At 35.6% G+C, this 21,027-nt stretch carries 20 protein-coding genes and 1 tRNA gene; 14 read left to right on the top strand and 7 right to left on the bottom strand.

Annotation, left to right across the window (positions count from 1 at the left end; translation table 11 throughout):
• Positions 1-35 precede the first annotated feature (35 nt).
• Positions 36-1,037, top strand: coding sequence for a phosphotransacetylase (locus tag LE179_RS03505; RefSeq protein WP_374128987.1), 1,002 nt, complete (start codon positions 36-38; stop codon positions 1,035-1,037).
• Between the two features lie 19 nt (positions 1,038-1,056).
• Complete coding sequence (locus LE179_RS03500; protein WP_374128986.1) at positions 1,057-1,848, top strand: amidohydrolase family protein; 792 nt, start codon at positions 1,057-1,059, stop codon at positions 1,846-1,848.
• 705 nt (positions 1,849-2,553) lie between these two features.
• Here the strand turns inward: LE179_RS03500 and LE179_RS03495 are convergent.
• The 4 genes from LE179_RS03495 to LE179_RS03480 form a co-directional block, all read right to left on the bottom strand.
• Complete coding sequence (locus LE179_RS03495; RefSeq protein ID WP_374128985.1) at positions 2,554-2,703, bottom strand: hypothetical protein; 150 nt, start codon at positions 2,701-2,703, stop codon at positions 2,554-2,556.
• A 462-nt stretch (positions 2,704-3,165) separates the two neighbouring features.
• Complete coding sequence (locus tag LE179_RS03490) at positions 3,166-3,990, bottom strand: MBL fold metallo-hydrolase (protein ID WP_374128984.1); 825 nt, start codon at positions 3,988-3,990, stop codon at positions 3,166-3,168.
• Complete coding sequence (locus LE179_RS03485; RefSeq protein ID WP_374128983.1) at positions 3,987-5,036, bottom strand: M42 family metallopeptidase; 1,050 nt, start codon at positions 5,034-5,036, stop codon at positions 3,987-3,989. The genes LE179_RS03490 and LE179_RS03485 overlap by 4 nt, the downstream gene beginning before the upstream one ends.
• 261 nt (positions 5,037-5,297) lie before the next feature.
• A complete protein-coding gene (locus tag LE179_RS03480; RefSeq protein WP_374128982.1) occupies positions 5,298-6,548 on the bottom strand; it encodes a M48 family metallopeptidase in 1,251 nt (416 codons plus the stop codon).
• Positions 6,549-6,713: 165 nt separating this feature from the next.
• Between LE179_RS03480 and tmk the strand changes: the two genes are divergently transcribed.
• The 9 genes from tmk (at position 6,714) to LE179_RS03435 (ending at position 14,500) form a co-directional block, all read left to right on the top strand.
• Positions 6,714-7,346, top strand: coding sequence for a dTMP kinase (tmk, locus tag LE179_RS03475; RefSeq protein ID WP_374128981.1), 633 nt, complete (start codon positions 6,714-6,716; stop codon positions 7,344-7,346).
• Positions 7,347-8,294 carry a DNA polymerase III subunit delta' gene (holB, locus tag LE179_RS03470; protein WP_374128980.1) on the top strand — a complete coding sequence of 316 codons (948 nt, stop codon included), beginning with the start codon at positions 7,347-7,349 and terminating at the stop codon, positions 8,292-8,294.
• Between the two features lie 22 nt (positions 8,295-8,316).
• Entirely contained in the window at positions 8,317-9,126 is an 810-nt protein-coding gene (locus LE179_RS03465; RefSeq protein ID WP_374128979.1) for a stage 0 sporulation family protein, read from the top strand.
• Entirely contained in the window at positions 9,123-10,661 is a 1,539-nt protein-coding gene (locus tag LE179_RS03460) for a class I tRNA ligase family protein (RefSeq protein WP_374128978.1), read from the top strand. The genes LE179_RS03465 and LE179_RS03460 overlap by 4 nt, the downstream gene beginning before the upstream one ends.
• Before the next feature lie 647 nt (positions 10,662-11,308).
• Positions 11,309-11,437, top strand: a complete 129-nt coding sequence (locus tag LE179_RS03455) for a hypothetical protein (protein ID WP_374128977.1) — start codon at positions 11,309-11,311, stop codon at positions 11,435-11,437.
• A complete protein-coding gene (locus LE179_RS03450; RefSeq protein WP_374128976.1) occupies positions 11,438-12,217 on the top strand; it encodes a TatD family hydrolase in 780 nt (259 codons plus the stop codon).
• 101 nt (positions 12,218-12,318) lie between these two features.
• Positions 12,319-12,516, top strand: a complete 198-nt coding sequence (locus tag LE179_RS03445; RefSeq protein ID WP_374128975.1) for a hypothetical protein — start codon at positions 12,319-12,321, stop codon at positions 12,514-12,516.
• Between the two features lie 561 nt (positions 12,517-13,077).
• Positions 13,078-13,677 carry a TatD family nuclease-associated radical SAM protein gene (locus tag LE179_RS03440; RefSeq protein ID WP_374128974.1) on the top strand — a complete coding sequence of 200 codons (600 nt, stop codon included), beginning with the start codon at positions 13,078-13,080 and terminating at the stop codon, positions 13,675-13,677.
• Entirely contained in the window at positions 13,667-14,500 is an 834-nt protein-coding gene (locus LE179_RS03435) for a 3D domain-containing protein (protein WP_374128973.1), read from the top strand. The genes LE179_RS03440 and LE179_RS03435 overlap by 11 nt, the downstream gene beginning before the upstream one ends.
• A 188-nt stretch (positions 14,501-14,688) precedes the next feature.
• On the opposite strand, the gene LE179_RS03430 is transcribed toward LE179_RS03435, so the two are convergent.
• The 3 genes from LE179_RS03430 to LE179_RS03420 form a co-directional block, all read right to left on the bottom strand.
• Positions 14,689-14,774 (bottom strand) — tRNA-Leu (locus LE179_RS03430).
• Between the two features lie 1,188 nt (positions 14,775-15,962).
• Complete coding sequence (locus tag LE179_RS03425; RefSeq protein ID WP_374128972.1) at positions 15,963-16,418, bottom strand: N-acetyltransferase; 456 nt, start codon at positions 16,416-16,418, stop codon at positions 15,963-15,965.
• 155 nt (positions 16,419-16,573) lie between these two features.
• Complete coding sequence (locus tag LE179_RS03420) at positions 16,574-17,152, bottom strand: 2-oxoacid:acceptor oxidoreductase family protein (RefSeq protein ID WP_374128971.1); 579 nt, start codon at positions 17,150-17,152, stop codon at positions 16,574-16,576.
• Positions 17,153-17,359: 207 nt separating this feature from the next.
• Here LE179_RS03420 and hrcA point away from each other — a divergent pair, with 207 nt between their 5' ends.
• From hrcA to dnaK, 3 genes are all read left to right on the top strand, one after another.
• Complete coding sequence (gene hrcA / locus LE179_RS03415) at positions 17,360-18,397, top strand: heat-inducible transcriptional repressor HrcA (protein WP_374128970.1); 1,038 nt, start codon at positions 17,360-17,362, stop codon at positions 18,395-18,397.
• A 62-nt stretch (positions 18,398-18,459) separates the two neighbouring features.
• On the top strand, positions 18,460-19,029 hold the full coding sequence (locus tag LE179_RS03410) for a nucleotide exchange factor GrpE (RefSeq protein ID WP_374128969.1): 570 nt from the start codon (positions 18,460-18,462) through the stop codon (positions 19,027-19,029).
• 108 nt (positions 19,030-19,137) lie between these two features.
• On the top strand, positions 19,138-21,015 hold the full coding sequence (gene dnaK / locus LE179_RS03405) for a molecular chaperone DnaK (protein ID WP_374128968.1): 1,878 nt from the start codon (positions 19,138-19,140) through the stop codon (positions 21,013-21,015).
• The last annotated feature ends 12 nt before the right edge of the window (positions 21,016-21,027 follow it).

Raw genomic sequence — 21,027 nt, 5'->3', positions numbered from 1 at the left:
AGTTATATTTGTCGTCGTCCTAAGGGGATATATGTATGGACATAAGAGAGTATATTTTGGAATCTGCAAAAAAAGCAAAAGGCAAAGTAATTCTGCCTGAGAGTTCCGATATAAGGGTTTTGAAGGCTGCGCAGATGCTTATAAAGGACGATATAGCTTCGGTTGTCTTGCCTGCAGACGACGTAAGAGAAGTTGAAAAGATTGCATCGGAAACTGGTGTGGATTTAAGAGATATTGAAATAGTTAAAATAGACAGAAGCTTTCTCGACGAAAAAAGAATTGAAGAATTTGTAGATGCGAAAATAAAAAAAGGTATGTCGGAGCGGGACGCATTAAATCTTTTAAGTAATCCTCTATATTTTTCAATGATGTATTTAAAAAGCGGAAAATGCGATGCCTGCGTCGCCGGAGCCGTTTATGATACGGCGGACGTTTTAAGAGCCGGCATTCAGACAATAGGAATTGCCGAAGGCATTAAACTAATTTCTTCGTATTTTCTTATGATACCGCCCAAAGGGCATAACATTGCGAAGGAACCCGTGTTATTTGCGGACTGTGGCGTAAATCCAGATCCGCAGGTTCTAGGTTTAAAAGATATCGCTGTTACGACGGTCGGAAATTTTAAAAGGCTCTTTCCGGGCAAGCAGGTAAATGTCGCAATGCTTTCATTTTCAACAAAAGGAAGTGCAAGCAACAAAATTTTATCAAAAGTAATAGAAGCGACAGAACTTGTCAAAACCCATTTTGCAGGGCAAAATGACGTAAATGTGGATGGCGAATTTCAGTTTGATTCTGCTGTTGTGCCAAATGTGGGAAAGAGAAAAGCTCCCGGTTCTTTTGTTGCCGGGAATGCGAATATCTTAATTTTCCCAGAATTAAACGCTGGAAATATCGGCTATAAAATTGCGGAAAGATACGGCGGATTTCAGGCTTTAGGTCCTATAATTCAGGGACTTGCTCTTCCTGTAAGCGATTTAAGCAGAGGTGCTAGCGCCGATGATATCTGTCTTATCTGTGCAATTATGCTTTTGAAGTAAGGAGCGCCCCGTACTATTTATGGATATCATTGACGCACACAATCACATCTGGCCTGAGAAAGTAGCTTGTAAGGCAAGAAATTATCTTGAAAAAGTTTTTAATTATAGGATGATGGCGCTGCCTGTTGCAGATAATCTGTTGGCATATATGGATAAAGCTGAAATCTCAAAAAGCGTTATATCATCAGTTGCTTCGCATACCGAGCAAGTAATTCCAATAAACAACTGGCTTTTTTCGCTGAAAGAAGAAAGATTTGTTCTCTTTGCTTCAATGCATCCATTCTTGGAGGGATTTAAGGAAGAATTAAAGAGAATAAAAGACAGTGCGTCCGGTATCAAACTGCAACCTGAATTTCAGAATTTTTACGTTGACGACGAGAGAGCTTTCGCCCTTTATGAAGAGCTTGAAAAATTTAGAATTCCTGTGTTATTCCATTGTGGAGCAGAATTGAGTTCTAAAGGTGAAATTCGCTCTTCTCCCGAAAGGATTATAAAAATTCTTGAAAAATTTTCGGAACTTAAAGTTATTGGCGCTCATATGGGCGGTTTTCTAATATGGAAAGAAGTTTTGGAAAAACTTGCGGGTAAAAATTTGTATTTTGACACCTCTGATAGCATAAGAGTTATGAAAAGAGAACTGCTTGACAAGCTGTTTAATAAGCACACGTTTGATAAAATAGTTTATGGTTCAGATTTTCCTTTTGGAAATCCAGAAAAAGAAGTTGGTTTTATAAAATCTTTAAATATATCCGAAGAAAATAAACGGAAAATTCTCTCTTTCAATATAAAGAATTTACTTAATATAAGTTGATACGAATGGATTATTTAAATAAAAGAAGCAAAAAAAGAAAACTTTAAATGTGAAAAAATATTATGCAAGATGTTCAAGAACAACTAAATAAACGTGCAAATTAAGCAATTAATTAAACTATCTAATGGAATGTGAAATTAGTAAGAGAATCTTTTAAGGCTAAAAAATAGAGAGTTTACCTCAGTATTGTCATAAACCGGATTTTCATTAAATTGCAGGTTTTATTGCTCTCTAATTAGATAAGTAAAATATAGAAAAAAATAGAAAAAGTAATAGTAAAGTTAAAATTTTTTATGTTGCTTTATAGTAGTATGATGTACTTTTGCTTTCTGCATTTCTTGTGATAAAAAAAATAGATGCCCCCCTCAATCAGCTTACCGCCTTATACTTTTCAAACACTATCAATATTCCTTAAAGAGTAAGTTTTTTTAACGCTCTTTAATTTGTCTTTCAACATTTTTCTTTTGCATTTCAGTAATTTTTGGTCGGGCTTAATTGTGAGATATATAAACTTATATTCCTACTTTTTGCTTACATATTCGTTTTCCGGTTTTTAATATCAGAAATAATATTCTCTATTTCCGGCAAAAACAAATAATCCAATAATAAGGAAGCCAAATTAAAATACTCTGCTTTTCAAAGTATGGTGGATTAAATTGTTTTTGCCGTGTTTGTTCTCTGTATCTTTCGAGAATTCTGTCCTTTTTATTTACCCTGATTCGCATTCTGCTGCGGCTGGGCTCCTGCTGATCCGGTTCCTGTTTTGGCTGCGTCATCGGTTTTTTTATCCTTACAACCAACAAAACAAAAAACCGTAAGGCACAACATTAAACAATAACAAGTCAACTTTTTCATTTCTTTACTCCCTCTTTTTTTAGTGTCTTCTTTCAAAACAGTATTGTTTTGACTGTTTTGATTTTTTTAACAAATTATGTAATCTTAAGATAATTGTCCTCTAAGTCTAATGACATTTTTTCGTTGCGGCAAAATATACCTCTGCCTGTATTGGCATCAGCTCAATACTATTTTCGTTTTAATTAGTCATACACAAAATTCTTAAATCCTTTAGCTTTATTCAAGTGATTAAGGTCAAATCGTATAGCTTTTACTTTCCAAATTAATTTGAGTTTCTTTTAAACTTAACCGTCTTTCGCAAGGGAGTGTTATCCGCTGAAAACAACACCGCGCAAACACCTGATATAATAGATAATATATATTTTTAATTTATATTGCAAGCAATAGCTAAATAAAAAGTTTTATCGGCATTTTAAAATTTATTATTTTTTAATAATAAATTGACTATTCATTTTTTCTGTATTATCTTATGCTTACTACTGGACATCTCCGCTTTCTTTTAGCCGTAAAAAGCCTTATCCCCAAAATACCTTTGCTTAGAAGTGTTTCTTTTACCGTTTGCAGAGCTAGTTCATGAGTGTTGTGATGGCTGCTTATATGTGCAAGAAAAACATATTTTAAACTATCTCTGCCTGTGGATAGCATTTTAATTTTGGCGATAGCGCTCGCGGCGTCTTCGTTTGCCAAATGTCCCCAACTGCTTGCTACCCATTTCTTGTTGTCATAAGGCCTAAAACTTGAATTCAGCATTATTCTGTTGTAATTTGATTCTAACACTAAAATATTGCTGTTGATTAAATTCCTTATGATTTTGCCGCAGATCATGCCTGTATCCGTTACATAACCTATTTTATATTGTCTCGCGTTCATTTCATGAGAAAAAGTAAATCCGAACGTACGGGAAACATTTTTGTCCCTGTGATAAACCTCAAAAGACTCGACGGCAATATCGCCAATCTTAAAATTTTCATAAAAAGGCATGCTTATATATTCTTCAACCTTTTTGCCATATTTTCTAAAAGCGTCTTCAAAAATATCTTCATGAAGATAAATCGGAATATTATTTTTAAGTAAAAAACCTATACCGGATGCGCTTATGTGATCTGCATGTGCGTGCGTTATTACCGCCGCTGTTAGATTTCGAGGAAATATGCCTAAAGCGGCGAGATTTTCGGTTATATATTTAGCGCTGCATCCGCAGTCAATCAAAACGGTGGCTTTTTCAGTCCAAATTACCGAACAATTGCCGTTTGATCCGCTTGCAAGAATACAAAAACTTAAACTCAAAGCTCTTCCGCTGCCTTTTCTATTACTTTAACTGCCAAGTCAACAGCAGAATTTATATCTTTAATGTTAAAAACAGATGTCGGAGCATGAATGTATCTTGTGGGGATACTTAAAATTCCGGTGAGAACTCCTCTTCTGTTTGTGTATATTATTGCGCCGTCTGTCATACCGCCGTCAATTACATCTATTTGATGAGAAATATTGTTTTTGCGAGCGGTTTCAAGTATAAGTCTGCGTACCTTTTGGGAAACTATTGTTCCTCTGCCGGAGGCTTCTATCATTGTTATGGCAACACCTTTTCCGAGTTTTAGTGCAGAAACTTTTCCTTCAATTCCCGGCATATCGCCGGCTACGGTAGTGTCTATAATAATAGCAAAATCGGGATCTATTCTAAAAGATGAAGTTTTACCTCCTTTTAAACCGACTTCTTCCTGTGCAGTAGCGCATGCGTAAATTTCAACGCCTAAATCTTTTGATTTCGCAAGGGCTTCCATAACTCTTACCATAGCATAGCAGCTTATTCTGTTATCTGCGGCTTTCCCGTAAAAGAAATCGCCGTTTAAAATACCTGCGCTTGGTTCGAAAATTATCTGATCGCCCATATCTATAATTTTCAGCACCTCGTCTTTTGAAGAGAGACCTATATCTATAAACATGTTGCCATATTTAACTGGCCGTTTTGCTTCTTCGGCAGTCATTAGATGCGGCGGTTTTGTGCCGATTATTCCAGTTATATGATCGCCTTTTTTATTTATAATTTCCACAGTTTTTCCGGGAAGGATCGAATCGTTTATTCCGCCGACTTTGATAAAGTATATAAACCCTTTTTCATCGATATGTTTTACAACCATACCCACTTCATCCATATGCGCTGCAATCATTATTTTCTTTTTGCCCTTGCCAGATTTTCCGATAATGTTGCCGAAATTGTCGGTTTCAACACTGTCGCAAACTTTGAAAAGAGCGTCTGTCATAATTCTTGCGACATCTTCTTCATAACCTGAAACTCCGCCGGATAACAGCAAATCTCTAAGCAGTTTTTCCATTTCGTTTCTCCGTTATATTTATACGCACAGCTTTTGAATTGATAAAGCTAAAAAATTCGTCCGACATTCAAAAATATTAAAATTCGCTTTTTCTGTTTTAAGTTTGCCGTAAAGTGTTGTCAGCGCGGATATCGTATCTGTCAATAAAATATTATAATTTGGCGCGGTATAATCTCGCTCTCTAAGACCTGCTCCACTTTTATCCATATCATTTTAAAGACGTCAACGTCCTGACTGTTTTTTCGGCAAGATGAGGAAAAACTAATATCTTTTAGAAGAAACAATTTTGTTTATCGCTTTAATTCTTTCCAAAACAGGCGGATGCGAATATTCCAAAAACACTTTTAATTTGTGAGGATGCAAATTTGACATATTGTCAACTGAAAGTTTCTTTAAAGCATCTATCATAGCTTGCGGTTTTCTGTAAGTTGTCACAGCGTAGGCGTCGGCTTCATACTCGTGCTTCCGTGAAAAATAAGCTGATACCGTTGAGATTATTAAAGAAACAGGTGCATACAGAAATGAGAAAAATATTATTCCGGCATATATGGGCTGCGTCTGCATAAGAAAAGCGTCGTAAAGCCATATCTTATTTATAAAAAGTGAAAAAACAAAGAACATTATCCCGGTTAAAACGAATGAAGAAACCATATATTTTACTATATGTCCAAGTTTAAAATGTCCCATTTCATGCGCTAAAATGCTTGTTAATTCATCTACAGTATGTTTTTGTATAAGAGTATCAAATAAAACTATTCTGCGGAATTTCCCAAATCCCGTGAAAAACGCATTTGATTTTGTCGAGCGTTTTGAACTATCCATTTTGAACAGTCCTTTCATTTTAAAATTTTCTTTTTTTGCATATTCTTCAATAGAATTTTTGAGTTCGCCGTTTTCCAAAGGAGTATATTTGTTAAACAGCGGCATTATGACTACGGGAGCAATAAAAGTTATAAAGAGTTCAAAAGCGACAGCAACCGCGAAAGCGTACAGCCATGCATAATTATAAGCGTTCGCAAAAAGCCATAATACTGCGGCAAAAACAGCAGTCCCGATTACAGCGGTTATAATCCAAGATTTTAACAAATCTGAAATAAAGGTTTTTAAATTCATTTTGTTAAATCCGAAATTTTCTTCTATTACGAATACGGAATAAGCTGAAAAAGGTATTTTTAGAATTTCGGAAGCAAAAAAAATAATGCTGGTAAAAATAAGACCTGTCAGAATAGTTCCAAACCTGAAAGATACGGCTACTGTATTTACGTAATTAAACCCACCTGAGACTATAAAAATAATCTGCGCCGCTGAAAAGAAAGTAGATGAAATTACTGAGAGTTTTGTGTTTGCTTTAAGATATTCTTGGGCTTTTGCATATTTTTCCCTGTCAAAATACCCGTCGAATTCAGAAGGAATATCATTTGAAATATTTTTAACATTAAGCAAATCCGCCGTTGTTTCAATGAGATATACAACAACAATAATAAGAATTATCATAAGAGTGTAAATATTCATATCAAGCTCCTCTAATTATTATACTACTTTTATACTTAACTTAAGTAATGTTTAATGATATAAATGGTATAATGGGATAAATATTTTACGGATTATGAGAAAAGTATGCAATAACGAAAAAACATTGAAAGACGGAATTTTATATTAAAAATAATGGTTTGTGTTATGAATAAAAAAATTAAAAAACATTTTTTTATAACTGTTGAGGGCGGAGAGTGTTCCGGTAAAACTACCCACTCTTTACTTTTAAAAGAGCATCTTGAAGAAAAAGGTTATAAAGTACTGCTTACAAGAGAGCCGGGCGGTACTATTTGTTCAGAAGCTTTAAGACGTATTCTCTTAGATCCAGACTTAAATATTATTTCGTTAAGCGAGCTTTTTCTCTACGAGGCAGCGAGAGCGCAGCACGTTAGAGAACTTATTTTTCCTGCTTTAAAAGACGGAAAAGTTGTAATTTGCGACAGATTTATCGACTCTACCGTCGCGTATCAGGGATACGGAAGAAAATTGAATTTGCAGCTTATAGATAAACTCAACTCGCTTGCATCGTTTGGATTAACGCCGTTTTTAACGATATATCTCGATATCGCATCCTCCGAAGGTTTAAATAAGGTAAAAAAATTAAATAAAGAAATCGACAGGATTGAAAGAGAGTCCGTAGACTTTCATAAGAACGTTAGGAGAGGATATCTCAAACAAGCAAAAAAATATCCTGAACGGATAAAGATTGTTAAAATACAGAGTTCTCCTAAAAATACGCAGATACTGATAAAAAAAATTATAGATGCGGTGTTGTAAATGTTTGAAAATATATTAGGGCAACAAAAAGTAAAAAAAATAATTTCAAATCAGGTAAAAATTGGCAAAGTAGCGCATGCGTATATTTTTATGGGACAAGGCGGCGTAGGAAAGCGACTCGTCGCCGTCGAATTTGCTAAAATTTTAAACTGCGCTGTAAATGATTTCGCTGAGACAGATGCGGGCGCCTGCGGAAAATGCATATCCTGCGAAAAGATAACAAAAAATATTCATCCCGATTTACATTTTATTGATTTTGCCAAACAGACTGAACTTGAGGAAGGAGATATAGAAAAACAGAAAACGCTGAAAATTGAAACTATAAGATATATGCAGAAGGAAATTGCGACAAAAATACGCGAAGGAAAATGGAAGATTTTTATTATAGAACCCGCTGAAAAAATGAATCCTGCCGCCGCAAATTCTCTGCTTAAAACGCTTGAAGAACCGCCTGAAAATACAATTATAATTTTAATTGCAGAGCATAAGGAGACAATACCGCAGACAATAGTTTCGCGTTCGCAGATACTGTTTTTTCAGCCTTTAGAACTGGATGAAATATCAAGTTGGCTTGTGCTAAATCATTCTATGGACGCCGTCAAAGCCCGAGAAATAGCGGAATTGAGCGAAGGATCTGTGGAAAATGCAGAAAAACTCGCCGCTAGAAATAAAAAAGAGAGTGAATCTTTATGGTTTAAACTTAAAACCCGGAATTTTTATATTTCAGATATTTTGGAACTTTCAAAAAGCATTGCACCGAGCGGCGCTTTAGAATGCGTTGACGCACTGATAGCCGAAGCGGGAAAGGATTTCAGAATACATCCTCAAAAAACCGCGTCCGCTCTCGAGCTGTTAAGCGATTCAAGGACTTTACTCCTTAAAAATATAAATCCTCGGACAGTTTTAGATAATTTATTTTTTGATTTGTTAGACTTAAAGAAAATATAAGATACTTAAGGATGCAACGATTATGCCGACTGTTATAGGAGTTATGGTTAGAGAAACTGGAGACAGAGTATATGCTGACATAGGATGCCTTAATTTAAAACTGAGCGACAGGATTATACTTGAAACCGAACACGGAATTGAATTAGGAGTAGTGTGTGAAAAAGAAAAAAATATACCGAAAGGCAGCTGTCCAATAGGCAAAGTCTTAAGAAAAGCCACTGAAGACGACGAAAAAAAACTTGCTGAAAATAAAGGAAAAATTTCAAAAGTATATAATGTATCGGAACAGAAAGTAAACGAACACAAACTCAATATGAAATTGATATGCGTCCGGTATACTTTTGACGGAACGAAACTCTTTGTATATTATACTTCTGAAACGAGAATTGATTTCAGAGAATTTATCAAAGATTTGGGACGTGCTTTAAAGACGAGAATACAGATGATTCAGATAGGCGTGAGGGACGAAGCAAAGATAGTCGGCGGAATAGGAATATGCGGACGAGTTTTATGTTGCCGGAGTTTTTTAAAAGATTTTAATTCTGTAACTATAGATATGGCTAAAGAACAGGGGTTGTCGATAAATACCGCAAAACTTTCAGGGCTTTGTGGGAGACTTATGTGTTGCATTTCTTATGAAAATGACACATACATGTCGATAAAAAAAGAGCTGCCTGAGATAGGAACGACCGTTTTCACGCCTGAAGGCAAAGCAAAAGTTACGGCAATTAATTGTATAAAAAAAGAAGTGACTGTTGACTTCGGCGACAACTCGCTTAAAATTTTTGCAGCAAACCAGATCAACAACGGAAATAAAAGAGAAAGTGAATGAAATTTTATATTACGACGCCGATATATTATGTAAATGATATTCCGCATATAGGACATTCTTATACGACTATAACTTCCGATATTATGGCGAGATGGAAGAGATTAAACGGTTTTGACGTCTTTTTTCTCACTGGAACAGACGAACACGGCGCAAAAATTGCTGCAGCGGCAAAAGAAAGAGAAAAGACACCGCAGGAACTTTGTGATGAAATGAGTGAAAAATTCAGAGAAGCATGGAAACTTTTAAACATTTCATATACAGATTTTATACGAACTACGCAGCGGAGACATTTTGTTTCCGTTGAAAAGATATTCCAGATGTTGTTTGATAAAGGACTTATATTCAAAAAAAAATACGAAGAGCTTTATTGCGTAGGCTGCGAGAGATTTTACGCCCGAAAGGATTTAGATGAAAATGGATGCTGCCATTTTCATAAGACAAAACCCGTATTGCAATCTGAAGAAAATTATTTTTTTAAACTATCGGCTTTTCAAAACGCTCTTTTTGAGAGAATAACAAATCCCAACCATAAGGAATACATAGAAATACAGCCCGAAGAGAGAAGGAACGAAATTATAGGAAAATTGAAACTCGGTCTTGAAGACGTAAGCTTTTCAAGGACCGCTGTTGAGTGGGGCATACCACTTCCTTTTGATAAAAAACAAACCTCATACGTCTGGGTTGACGCGCTGATAAACTATCTGACTGGAATAGGATATACGGAAAATGAAACGAATTTTCAGAAATATTGGCCTGCCGACATACATTTAATGGCTAAAGATATTTTATGGTTTCATTCTGTAATCTGGCCTGCAATTTTGATAGGCGCGGGACTTCCGCTTCCTAAAAGAGTTTATTCTCACGGATTTTTTACTTTGAATGGAAGTAAAATGTCAAAGTCTTTAGGCAATGTTATATCTCCGCAGGAACTTGTTGACAAGTACGGTGTCGACGCCGCAAGATATCTTGTGGTAACTCTTATGCCGTTTGGTCCCGATGGCGATATTTCATGGCAGGGGCTGACGTTGAAATATAATACTGATTTAGCAAATAATATGGGCAATTTAATTTCAAGAACGATAAAAATGACTGAAAAGTATTTTAATCTTCATGTTCCGCAAACCGTTCCTAATCTAGAGCTTGCAAAAAAGGTAGCTGCAATTCTTAAAGAAAATTTTGTTTCGGATATGGACAATATGCGACTTCATAAAGCCGCTGAAACCTTGCAGAGTGCGATTGCGCTTGTAAACAGGCAGATTGAAACAGATGCTCCATGGGAACTCGCAAAAACAGACCTAGATAAACTTGCATCTTGTATTTATGCATATTTGCAGGCGACAGATATTATAGTAATGCACTTGCTTCCGTTTATGCCTACAGTGTCTGAAAAAATATGGCAAATAACAGGTGCGGGCTGCGATATAAATGAGGCGGCGAAAAAATATTTTGAGAATACCGTAATTCCTGAAAACGGATTCTCGATTCCAAATGCACAATTACAATCTCCAGGAATCCTCTTCCCGCGCCTTTTTTAAAATCAAAATAAAACATTCTATTTTAACTGCATTTATTTTCTATTTCGTTACTTTTGACAAAGCTATAGCGATTGGCAAGTCCAGACCAGCAGATACAAGATAATGATTATTCCTATTTTCGTATTATGCCGCAAAAACCGTTTTGCCATATTAGTTGTATTGGAACCAAGAGTGGAGGTTGAGACACAATAAATATGTTGATAGCATCGCAAACCTATATGCGGGATTAGTCGCAATACAGTCGTTAAAGCGATGTTGCCGTAAAGACAAAATTTTAAAATTAAAATAATAAAAAAACTTATAACTCTCTATTGTAATGCATGCAGTGAAAAAAGGCGGGCGAAAAGAAAGTATCTGTAATCCGTAAAGAGAGAGAACACTGCTGTGAAAGTATGAGGTATTGACAAAATTTTAACTGTCCTCGTTATAGCTCTTGTATCGGTGGCTATATGTGTGGAGAAGTGTGCGATTGTATATTATTTTTTAAAAGGACAGTTGACGGTTAACAGTATAGGAAAAATCATAGAAATGTGTTTTGATTGAGGAAACAGGAAATAAGTAAAAGAACGTTAGAGCAGAGCGGAAATAGAGATATTTTATTCATGTAAAAAATTTAAAAAGAGTTCCGAGAGAGAAATACAATCCCGATGGAAAAAAGATTTCGCTGTGATATTTATTTTAAAAATATGATATTAAACCAGTTCGAACTTCATCTGCCGTTGAAAACAAAACAATGTCCTTTGAGAAAAAAGAGAATGTCGCATTTGAGGAATTGAATGAAAGACAACAAAATGATTATTGACACGCATGCCCATATGGCAGACTCAAAATTTGACAGCGACCGAGAAGTCGTGATAAGAAAAGCTTTTAACTGCGGCGTCGGGAAAATTTTTGAAATAGCTTGCGAGATGCGTTATTGGGATAAAGCTTTAGAGCTTTCAAAATGGGACAATGTCTTTTTATCGTTTGGTATTCATCCTATTGAGGCGTGGGAAGCAACGCGACAAGATTACTATAAGCTTCAAACCCTAGTTCAAAATAAAAAATGTATAGCCGTCGGCGAAATAGGTTTAGATTTTCATTATGACTCTTCGTCGCGAAATATTGATATTCAAAAAGAATCTCTTGCGGAACAAATTGATATTGCAACTAAGTATAACAAGGCGATTATCATTCACTGCCGAGATGCCTATGATGAAATAATTAATTTTTTTAGAAAGTATAAGGCTATTCCTAAAGGAGTTATACACTGTTTCTCGGGTACCTCTAAACAAGCAAAAATATTTATTGGAATGGGGTTTTTACTTGGAATTGACGGACCGGTGACATATAAGAAATCAGAGAATTTAAAACAAGTTGTTTCTGAAACTGACGTAAACAAATTATTGGTTGAAACTGACTGTCCGTATCTTGCTCCGCAAAAATACAGAGGACAGAGAAATGAGCCGTCTTATATAGTTGAGACTTTAAAAGAAATTGCAGCGATAAAAAACATATCAATTGACGAGGCAGCGCAGGTGACAACACAAAATGCTCTGAACCTTTTTGGCGTTTAACTTTAAAGCCGTTATTTTGAATATACTCAGTTTGAGATTTGATTAAGGATTATTATTAAAAAAACAGAAGGGCAGACATAGCATATCTGTCGGCATATACGATGAAGATGGCTTATGCTGTTTTCTATTGTCGCCAATGGTTTGATATCATTTTCAACCGGGAGCAAAAAAGAAGTCTGTGGGCATTGTTTTGCAAAAAAAGCGATCTTGACTCAAAAGGAAGCTTGAGTATTATGGCGGACAGCCAAAAGAATGGTAAACACAATCTGTTTTTATTAGACAAAGACGCTGGTTGTTGAATTTCCGATAAATATACACGCTAAAAACCGAATGCGAGAATGTGGTTTGGTGAAGAGAAGAAAATTCTGTACGGATAATAATTAAGAAGATTCTGCGTATGATTACTGTGTTTTTTAGTTGTCAAGTGCAGTTGTCCTCAGGCAAAATCTCCCATAGACATACCTCAAGAAATAGTTGTTTCTGAGAGCCATTCTTTATTTTGGATTAGCGCGACGATAGGTTCCGTTATTGTTATTCTTCTGGAATCGCTTCGTTTCGGCTTTTCCGCAAAGAAAGCAGAGAAAAATGAGGATCATAAGGAATAACCGCTCGTCCCGCGTCCATGTTGTTATTCGCCCAGCGATATCTTATCCGAAAAGTTTGCCAAATGGAGGTCGAAGCTTCCTCAAGTATCACTTTCTCAAAGTCGGGTATGTGCTACCCTCAGACCACCGGTGCTATCAGTGATATTGACGTTCATTTTTCAATGATATATACGTTTGCACACAATATCCCGCAAACGACATTGTGGCAAAAGACTAAATAGCACGCGAGAACTTTATAAATAACGGAGAATTTATATGAATACTGTTTCTTACATTTTCGAAGATAATCTATATTTAAATATAACTAACAGATGTATGATGGCATGTCCATACTGCATAAAGCACAAATGGGCTAACAAATTCAGAGGCAGCGATTTGAAACTTGAAAAAGAGCCGTCCTGTAAAGAGGTTATAGAAACCATAGGAGATCCTAAAAAATACAACGAAGTAATCTTTTGCGGTTACGGTGACTCTTTGGTTAACCTCAAAACAGTGAAAGAGATTTCAAAATGGATAAAAGAAAATGGCGGTAAAGTGAGAATTAACACTGCTGGCCTTGCGAATCGCTATTACGGTAAAAATATTTTGCCTGAATTAAAAGGACTTGTCGACATTATTTCAATAAGTCTGAATGGCTCAAATCCTAAAGAACACAACGAGCTTAATCAGCCTATGTTTAAAGAAGAATCTTTTCATGAAATAGTAAAGTTTGCTGAAGAAGCAAAAAACTATATCCCAGAAGTTGTCATAACCGCTGTAAAATTTCCAGGGTTTGACATCTTAAAAGTCGAAGAAATCGCAAAAGAAATCGGTGTAAAGTTCAGAGCGCGAGCTTATTTAGATAATGAAGACTAGACTTTTTATAAATGTCTTAAAATTATCGTTTATTGCGTTTGGAATTTTAATGTTGTCAAGCGTTTTTTCAGCAATAGCTACCACATTCACACAGGCTTATATCAATGCTGGTGAAATAACTCACACTGTAACGCCTTATAAAAACATATCTTTAAAAACTATTTTGGATAAAAATAATATTGCGCTTAATGATGATGATATAATTTCACATGATATCAATAAACTCATCAAACCTTTGCAGACGGTAAAAATTATTTATGTTACAAAAGAACAGAAAAAAATCATTGAAAATATACCGTTTATAATGACGCAAAGACGCGAATACAATTCAAATTTAAGGAAAGTTGAATTTCAGACAGGCATAGAAAAAAGCATAATAAGAACTGTCAATAAAATTTTTTACAATGGCGTTTTACACGACAAAAACACTATAGATGAACGAGCTGTGGAAAAAGAATGTTGCCGTCTTGTGTTGTTTAACAAAAATGGCACAATAGAGAAGATTTATGATTTATCAAAAGCAAAAAAAATCAAAATGACTGCTACAGCCTACTATCCGGGCGATCCTCTTGCGTGGAAAGACGGAACAGTGACTTTTCTTGGGCAAAAAATGCAGAGAGGTATAGTAGCTGTTGATCCTAAAATTATACCTTTAAAGACACGCTTGTTTATTTCAGGATATGGTTACGGATATGCCGGTGATACGGGAAGCCTTATAAAGGGAAAACGCATAGATTTAGGCGTAAACAATGCAAGAGAAGAGAAACCTTGGATGTTTAAAGATACAATTGTCTACATCTTAGAGAAATCCGACACATATTAATATTAATTACAGATTTGTTAATCACACAGGAGTAAGCGGTTTTGTTGTTTTATACCTACCACTAAGCTTTCTTTATACCTGCCGAGATATCGTCTATAGACAAATATTTTCACTTTGTTACCGCTTTTAGCATAAGCGTCTTCTTTTATAAAAATTCTGCATATAAATATAAATAAATTTTATTCTTTTGCCGAGGGCGGGAGTTGAACCCGCACGCCGCCTAAGCAACTTGAGATTTTGAGTCTCACGTGTCTGCCAGTTCCACCACCTCGGCTTTCAATAACTCAAACTTCATAAACTAAATTATTATTTTATAACAAAAAATCCATCTCTGGCTAACCATCACTTTGCTAATCGCACTCTTTTAGAGCATTCAATTGTCTTAACACAGCGTTCTTACTAAATTGCCCATACTATTCATAATTGAATTTTTTGCGTATAAGCATTAACTTATCTTATCTATTTTCCGACTGTCTGAAAGGTACGGTTTGTTTGCAACTGCAAATAACAAATTTTAAATTTATCAAATTGACAATCTTTTTATAAACGGACTTACAAAGTAAACTTAAAGATGAATTAAAACAGTAAAAAAACATACAAGTTCTATATTTAAGAAATCATTAAAAATTTTTACACTACATATTTTATCACTTACAAGTGACAATAATCGTAAATCTGCAAATATAATACTTTAAATATCTCGACATCTTGCTTGAAAAAAAGGCGCATCAAATTCTCTTAACGTAAAAATTTGTTTTAATTGTTTTTGCTTCCATTGATATTGCTGTTGATTTTGTTAAAAAGTACAATATGACACAAGCTGTAATGTATAAATGTGTGTTTGAATTACTAAAACCGCCGGGGCATAAAGAAAGATTTATAATAAAACAAACCAAATATCTATCTTTAAAAAACATTATGTTTAACTTTTGAACTGTAAAAATATTTTTGCATGCATCTGCCAATAAATTCAGCATGCACGTATTTTTCAGATATTCGGCAATAGCAAGCGTAGCAGAGATAAACGTCATTACAAGGTAAAATAAAACCGTTGGTATCACTAATTCTTTGATATTAGCGACTGTTTTCTTTAAGTAACTAATAAATTAAACAATTTATTGTTCTTTTATCTCCTATACCTAGTAATTCTACTACTTTTTACTTTAAAAAGAAAGCCTTTTTTTCAAACTTCTTCACTTTGACAACATTCATATTTTCTTATCAAAGTCAAGCCGCATAAATACAATAAGACTGTCTTTGAAGCATATTTTGCCGATTACATCAAAATCCTATTGTCACCCAGAAAATAATTTGTGATATTTAGTTAGAAATTTCCGTAATATAGCTAACCAAAATATTTCTCTTAAAGGTATTTTTCTGCTTTGAAATGAAGATGCCCTGTAAGTTTTTCTTTACTTTATAGGAAATGCACCCTCTTTGTGATGTTAGGTTTTTAAAGTATTTATTTGAGTGCTATTAACAATGGAACTTCTCCGCATTCTGAAAACAAATGACAGTTAATGCATTCGCTCCATATTTTATGAGGGAGAGTTTCCTTAGGAATTATTTCGTAACCCATCTTCATAAAAAATTTAGGTTTAAAACTCAAGGCAAAAACTCTGCTTACTCCCAAATTTTTGGCATTTTCTTGAAGTTTTTCAACTATCTTTCTGCCAAACCCTCGTCCTTTATATTTATCTAACACTGCTAAAGCTTTTACTTCCGCCAAATTTTCCCACGAAACGTGCAATGCACCACAGGCAACTACTTTACCCTCATCTTCAAGAACGACAAACTCTTGAATATTTTCATATATCGCACTTAAAGATCTGTGCAACATCTCTCTATTATTTGCGTGATATTCAACAATTTTATGTATTTCCTTTACGTCCATAACTCTTGCTGGTCGTATATTCATTTTATCCTCTTAAGTCGTTGTCATGCTGAACAAAATCAGTTTGGAATACTCAAGACTTTAATACCTTTGAGCAACTGTTGTTGTAAAAAAAACACGGCAATTTCTTAATTGAGTTCCAAATTAAGTTTGTTTGGTATGACTGAAAAATTTATAGATTATTTTATAAAATCGTATCCTGCTTGAATTGCTTTTTTGTTTACTTCAATAAGCTGTGGTTTTGAAGAAAATATCTTCTCGCACGCGGATAGCACGCTTTCTAAAATGAGTCCTTTCTCATCAGTGTTTTGTCTTTCTGGAATATTAAGTCGCTGTACTTCAAGAGCTTTTATCAACGTCCCCACTGCAACCGTGTTTGCAGCTTTCAAATTCTTAATTTCTTTATCTGCAATATCAGTTGCAGGAATAAAATAAGGTTTTACTTTATATTCCGTATTCTGTGGTATGATTGAGGAATTTGCAATTATTACAGCGTCGCCGGCTAGCCTCGACATAAACTTGTTTAGTGACGGCTCGTTCAACGCTATAAGGGCGTTTGGGTTAAAAGCAAGAGGGGAACCTATTTCATCACTTGATACGACAACTGTAGAATTTGCCGTGCCGCCACGCATTTCAGCTCCGTAAGATGGGAACCACGTCGTATGTAATCCCTGTTCTACTGCCGCCTGTGCGATTAAAGTTCCGGCTAGAAGAACACCTTGCCCGCCAAAACCGGCTATTATTATTTCATTTTGCATCTTAAATACCCTATTTTCTTTATAGTATTTATTATTGAAAAATACTTTAGTATGGTACGATATATTGTCTATTTTGTCAATTATTATTCTAAATCCCGCCTATAATAATTCCTTGACATAATTTAATGTTAGTGCTACAATATTGGCACTGTGATGGCATAAGTGCTAAGATTGATTGATTGCTAAAATAACTTTTAAGAGGGTGAAGTGCGACATATAGCGTTAGAGGTTTTCAAAGAAAGAAAAGCTAAAATATTAAGTGCCGTTATACATCGTTACATCAAAACCGGAAAACCTGTGGGATCAAACGTTTTAATAAAAGAATATAACTTTCTTCTTTCTCCGTCGGCTGTCAGAAGTTTAATGGCGGAACTTGAAGAAGATGGATATTTAACGCATCCGTATACTTCCGCAGGACGCATTCCCACCGACAAAGGTTATAGATCTTATGTTGACAATCTTGCCAAACTTCAGACTTGTGCCATTGAAGAAGAAGAAAGAATAAGGAGAGAATATGAGCAAAAACACAATGAAATAGAAAAGATTCTCTCGGAAACTTCTCGGATTTTGTCAGGACTTTCTCAGTATACGGGTTTCGTTGTGGCTCCTAAAGCGCAGTATGACAAAATAAAAAATATTGAACTTGTACAGATTTCAAAAGACGAACTTTTAGTTATATTGCTTACTCAAAGTGGCATGGTAAAACATAAAAAAGTAGAAGCTTCTCTTACATACGAGCGACTGAACAAGTTAAAAATTTTTTTAAACGAAAAGTTAAGAGGCATATCGGTTGCGCAGGCAAATAAAAAAATCATTTCAGAAATACGAGATTATAGAGAAACCGAAACCGAGATTTTAAAAATTGTGGAAAAAATAAGCGATGCTTTTTACAACATACAGGATGATATTTATATAGACGGCACGTCAAACGTAATTGCTATTCCTGATTTTAATGATTTTGAACCTGTAAAACTGCTGATAAAATTTAATGAAGATAAAGAAAAGTTTATGGAGATAATAAACAAAGATTTTAACAGTAGAGGAATAAATGTAAAAATAGGTTCGGAAAATACACTTGATGGGCTTAAAGATTTAAGTATGATAACGACAGTTTATAAAAATGGTGACCGTGCGGTGGGTGTTTTAGGAATTATCGGACCGAAACGCATGGAGTATGAAAAAATGATATCGCTCGTAAATCGCATCTCTGAAATGTTAAACATGTTTTTTAAAGAAATGAGATGAATAAAATACTTGCTGCATGCGTCCGCAATTATTGATACGGGCAGCGATTGAGGAGGTCTATTTTGGAAAATAAAGAACAGAAAATTATAAACGAGCAAAAAATGCACAATTGCGACTGCAATAAAGCAAGAGATGAAAAAATTTCTGAGCTTGAAATTCTAAAACAGTCAATTGAAGAGAAAGAGAAGCAGGTGCAGGATTATTATGATCAGATTTTAAGACTCAAAGCCGATTTTGAAAATTACAGAAGGCGTTCTGAAAAAGAGAAAAAAGATTACTTGGAATGGGGAAAAGAAAAAATCCTTCTTAAACAGATTGGCATTAACGACGTTTTACAGCAGGCTTTAAAAAGTGCAAAATCAGGAAACAATGTAGAAAGTATAGTTCTTGGTCTTGAAATGATAAGCAAAGAATTTTCAAAAATGCTGGAAGAAGAAGACGTCGAAGAAATACAATGCGAAAATTTTGATCCGAATATATGCGAAGCTTTAGACTATGCCGAAAGTGAAGAAGAGGACGGAAAAATTTTAGAGGTTTACCAAAAAGGGTATAAGATGAACGGGAAGTTAGTGAGAGCGGCAAAAGTTAAAGTAGCAAAAAATAATAAAGATAAAATGGACGATAAAAAATAAAAAAACCGGTGTCTGTGATTAAAAAATCGGCAATTCTTATATAAATGTGCTTATTCATTTTGTAGAAAAAAATAAACAGATTAAATAATTTAATGTAGGGGGGCTATTATGGCAAAGATTATAGGTATAGACTTAGGAACATCAAATTCTGCTGCAGCTGTTATGGAGGGGGGGAAAACTACTCTTGTTCCTTCAGCTGAAGGAACAACATTAGGAGGCAAGGCATTTCCGTCTTATGTTGCTTTTACAAAAGATGGACAGCTTTTAGTCGGCGAGCCTGCAAGAAGACAGGCGGTTACGAATCCGGAAGGGACAATAAGCACTTTCAAAAGAAAAATGGGAACGGATTATAAATACAAAGTTAGTGGCAAAGAATTTACCCCGCAGCAGCTTTCGGCTTTTATTCTTCAAAAGATTAAAAAGGATGCGGAGGCTTATTTAGGTGAGACGATAACAAAAGCCGTTATCACTGTTCCCGCTTATTTTAATGACAATCAGAGACAAGCTACAAAAGATGCAGGTGCAATTGCCGGTCTTGAAGTTGTGAGACTCGTCAATGAACCTACGGCGGCATCGCTTGCCTACGGCATAGACAAAGTCGGCAAAGAGCAGAAAATATTGGTCTTTGATCTTGGCGGCGGAACACTTGACGTAACGATTATGGAAATGGGCGCTGAGGGTACGTTCGAAGTTCTTTCAACTTCAGGCGATACGCAGCTTGGCGGAACCGATATGGACAATGCTTTAATTGACTATATTGCAGGAGATTTCAAGAAGACAAACGGTATAGATTTACGCAATGATAAAATGGCGGTTCAACGTTTAAAAGAAGCCGCGGAGAAGGCAAAAATTGAACTTTCAAACGTTTTGGAGACTGATATCAATCTTCCGTTTATTACGGCTGATGCATCAGGACCTAAACATTTAGCGATGAAATTTACAAGAGCGACGCTTGAAAATCTTGTAAGACCTATCGTTGAAAGATGTAGGACGTCAATCGATCAGGCAATAAGAGATGCAAAACTCGCGGCTGAAACGGTTACAAAAATAATTTTGGTCGGCGGACCTACTAGAATGCCTATCGTTCAGAAATTCGTTGAAGACCACGTCGGCAAAAAGTCGGAACGCGGAATCGATCCTATGGAATGCGTATGCTTTGGAGCAGCTGTTCAAGCAGCCGTGCTGACAGGCGACGTCAAAGATATTCTTCTTTTAGACGTTACTCCGCTTACGCTTGGACTCGAAACCATGGGCGGCGTGAGAACTTCTTTGATAGATAGAAATACCACTGTTCCTGCAAAACGTTCCCAGATATTCTCAACAGCTGCTGACAACCAACCGAGCGTTGAAATTAATGTTCTTCAAGGCGAGAGACCTATGGCAAAAGACAATTTATCACTCGGCAGGTTTATGCTTGACGGAATACCGCCTGCGCCCAGAGGAATCCCTCAGATTGAAGTTACTTTTGATATAGATGCAAACGGCATTTTGCATGTTTCAGCGAAAGACAAAGGAACAGGCAAGGAGCAATCTATTAAAATATCGTCGTCAACAAAACTTTCAAAAGATGATATAGATAAATATGTAAAAGAAGCGGAACAATACGCTTCCGAAGATGCAAAACATAAAGAAGAAATTGAAATAAAAAACGAAGCTGATAATCTCGTTTATTCAGTTGAAAAAAGTCTAAAAGATCACGGCGATAAAATTTCTTCCGATGAGAGACTTGCGATAGAACAAGCGCTAACTGCGGCAAAAGAAGCCTTAAAAGGCAGCGATGTTGCGGCAATTAAATCTACAAAAGAGACATTGACAACAGCTTCGCACAAACTTGCCGAAGCAGTATATAAAGCTTCACAAACACAGAATTCCCAAGACGTAGCGCAAGGGAACCAGCAAGGGCAGCCTCAAGGCGATACACAGCAAGCTGCCTGTAACGGAGAGAAAGTGGTTGACGCTGAAGTTGTGGACGATAAAAACAAATAAATATAAATTCAT

Origin of the sequence: Candidatus Endomicrobiellum agilis (assembly GCF_020328115.1) — a bacterium.
GTDB lineage: Bacteria > Elusimicrobiota > Endomicrobiia > Endomicrobiales > Endomicrobiaceae > Endomicrobiellum > Endomicrobiellum agilis.
The sequence above is the reverse complement of the archived record's forward strand: the minus strand, read 5'-3'. Positions and strand labels throughout refer to the sequence as shown.

Excerpts from the sequence above, each read along its gene's own strand:
- tmk (WP_374128981.1), top strand. The coding sequence starts at position 6,714 with ATGAATAAAAAAATTAAAAAACATTTTTTTATAACTGTTGAGGGCGGA.
- LE179_RS03425 (WP_374128972.1), bottom strand. The coding sequence starts at position 16,418 with ATGAATATACGACCAGCAAGAGTTATGGACGTAAAGGAAATACATAAA.
- LE179_RS03455 (WP_374128977.1), top strand. The coding sequence starts at position 11,309 with ATGGAAAAAAGATTTCGCTGTGATATTTATTTTAAAAATATGATATTA.
- LE179_RS03495 (WP_374128985.1), bottom strand. The coding sequence starts at position 2,703 with ATGAAAAAGTTGACTTGTTATTGTTTAATGTTGTGCCTTACGGTTTTT.
- dnaK (WP_374128968.1), top strand. The coding sequence starts at position 19,138 with ATGGCAAAGATTATAGGTATAGACTTAGGAACATCAAATTCTGCTGCA.
- LE179_RS03460 (WP_374128978.1), top strand. The coding sequence starts at position 9,123 with ATGAAATTTTATATTACGACGCCGATATATTATGTAAATGATATTCCG.
- LE179_RS03505 (WP_374128987.1), top strand. The coding sequence starts at position 36 with ATGGACATAAGAGAGTATATTTTGGAATCTGCAAAAAAAGCAAAAGGC.
- LE179_RS03420 (WP_374128971.1), bottom strand. The coding sequence starts at position 17,152 with ATGCAAAATGAAATAATAATAGCCGGTTTTGGCGGGCAAGGTGTTCTT.
- LE179_RS03485 (WP_374128983.1), bottom strand. The coding sequence starts at position 5,036 with ATGGAAAAACTGCTTAGAGATTTGCTGTTATCCGGCGGAGTTTCAGGT.
- LE179_RS03480 (WP_374128982.1), bottom strand. The coding sequence starts at position 6,548 with ATGAATATTTACACTCTTATGATAATTCTTATTATTGTTGTTGTATAT.
- LE179_RS03465 (WP_374128979.1), top strand. The coding sequence starts at position 8,317 with ATGCCGACTGTTATAGGAGTTATGGTTAGAGAAACTGGAGACAGAGTA.
- LE179_RS03435 (WP_374128973.1), top strand. The coding sequence starts at position 13,667 with ATGAAGACTAGACTTTTTATAAATGTCTTAAAATTATCGTTTATTGCG.
- LE179_RS03500 (WP_374128986.1), top strand. The coding sequence starts at position 1,057 with ATGGATATCATTGACGCACACAATCACATCTGGCCTGAGAAAGTAGCT.
- LE179_RS03440 (WP_374128974.1), top strand. The coding sequence starts at position 13,078 with ATGAATACTGTTTCTTACATTTTCGAAGATAATCTATATTTAAATATA.
- LE179_RS03445 (WP_374128975.1), top strand. The coding sequence starts at position 12,319 with ATGAAGATGGCTTATGCTGTTTTCTATTGTCGCCAATGGTTTGATATC.
- holB (WP_374128980.1), top strand. The coding sequence starts at position 7,347 with ATGTTTGAAAATATATTAGGGCAACAAAAAGTAAAAAAAATAATTTCA.
- LE179_RS03450 (WP_374128976.1), top strand. The coding sequence starts at position 11,438 with ATGAAAGACAACAAAATGATTATTGACACGCATGCCCATATGGCAGAC.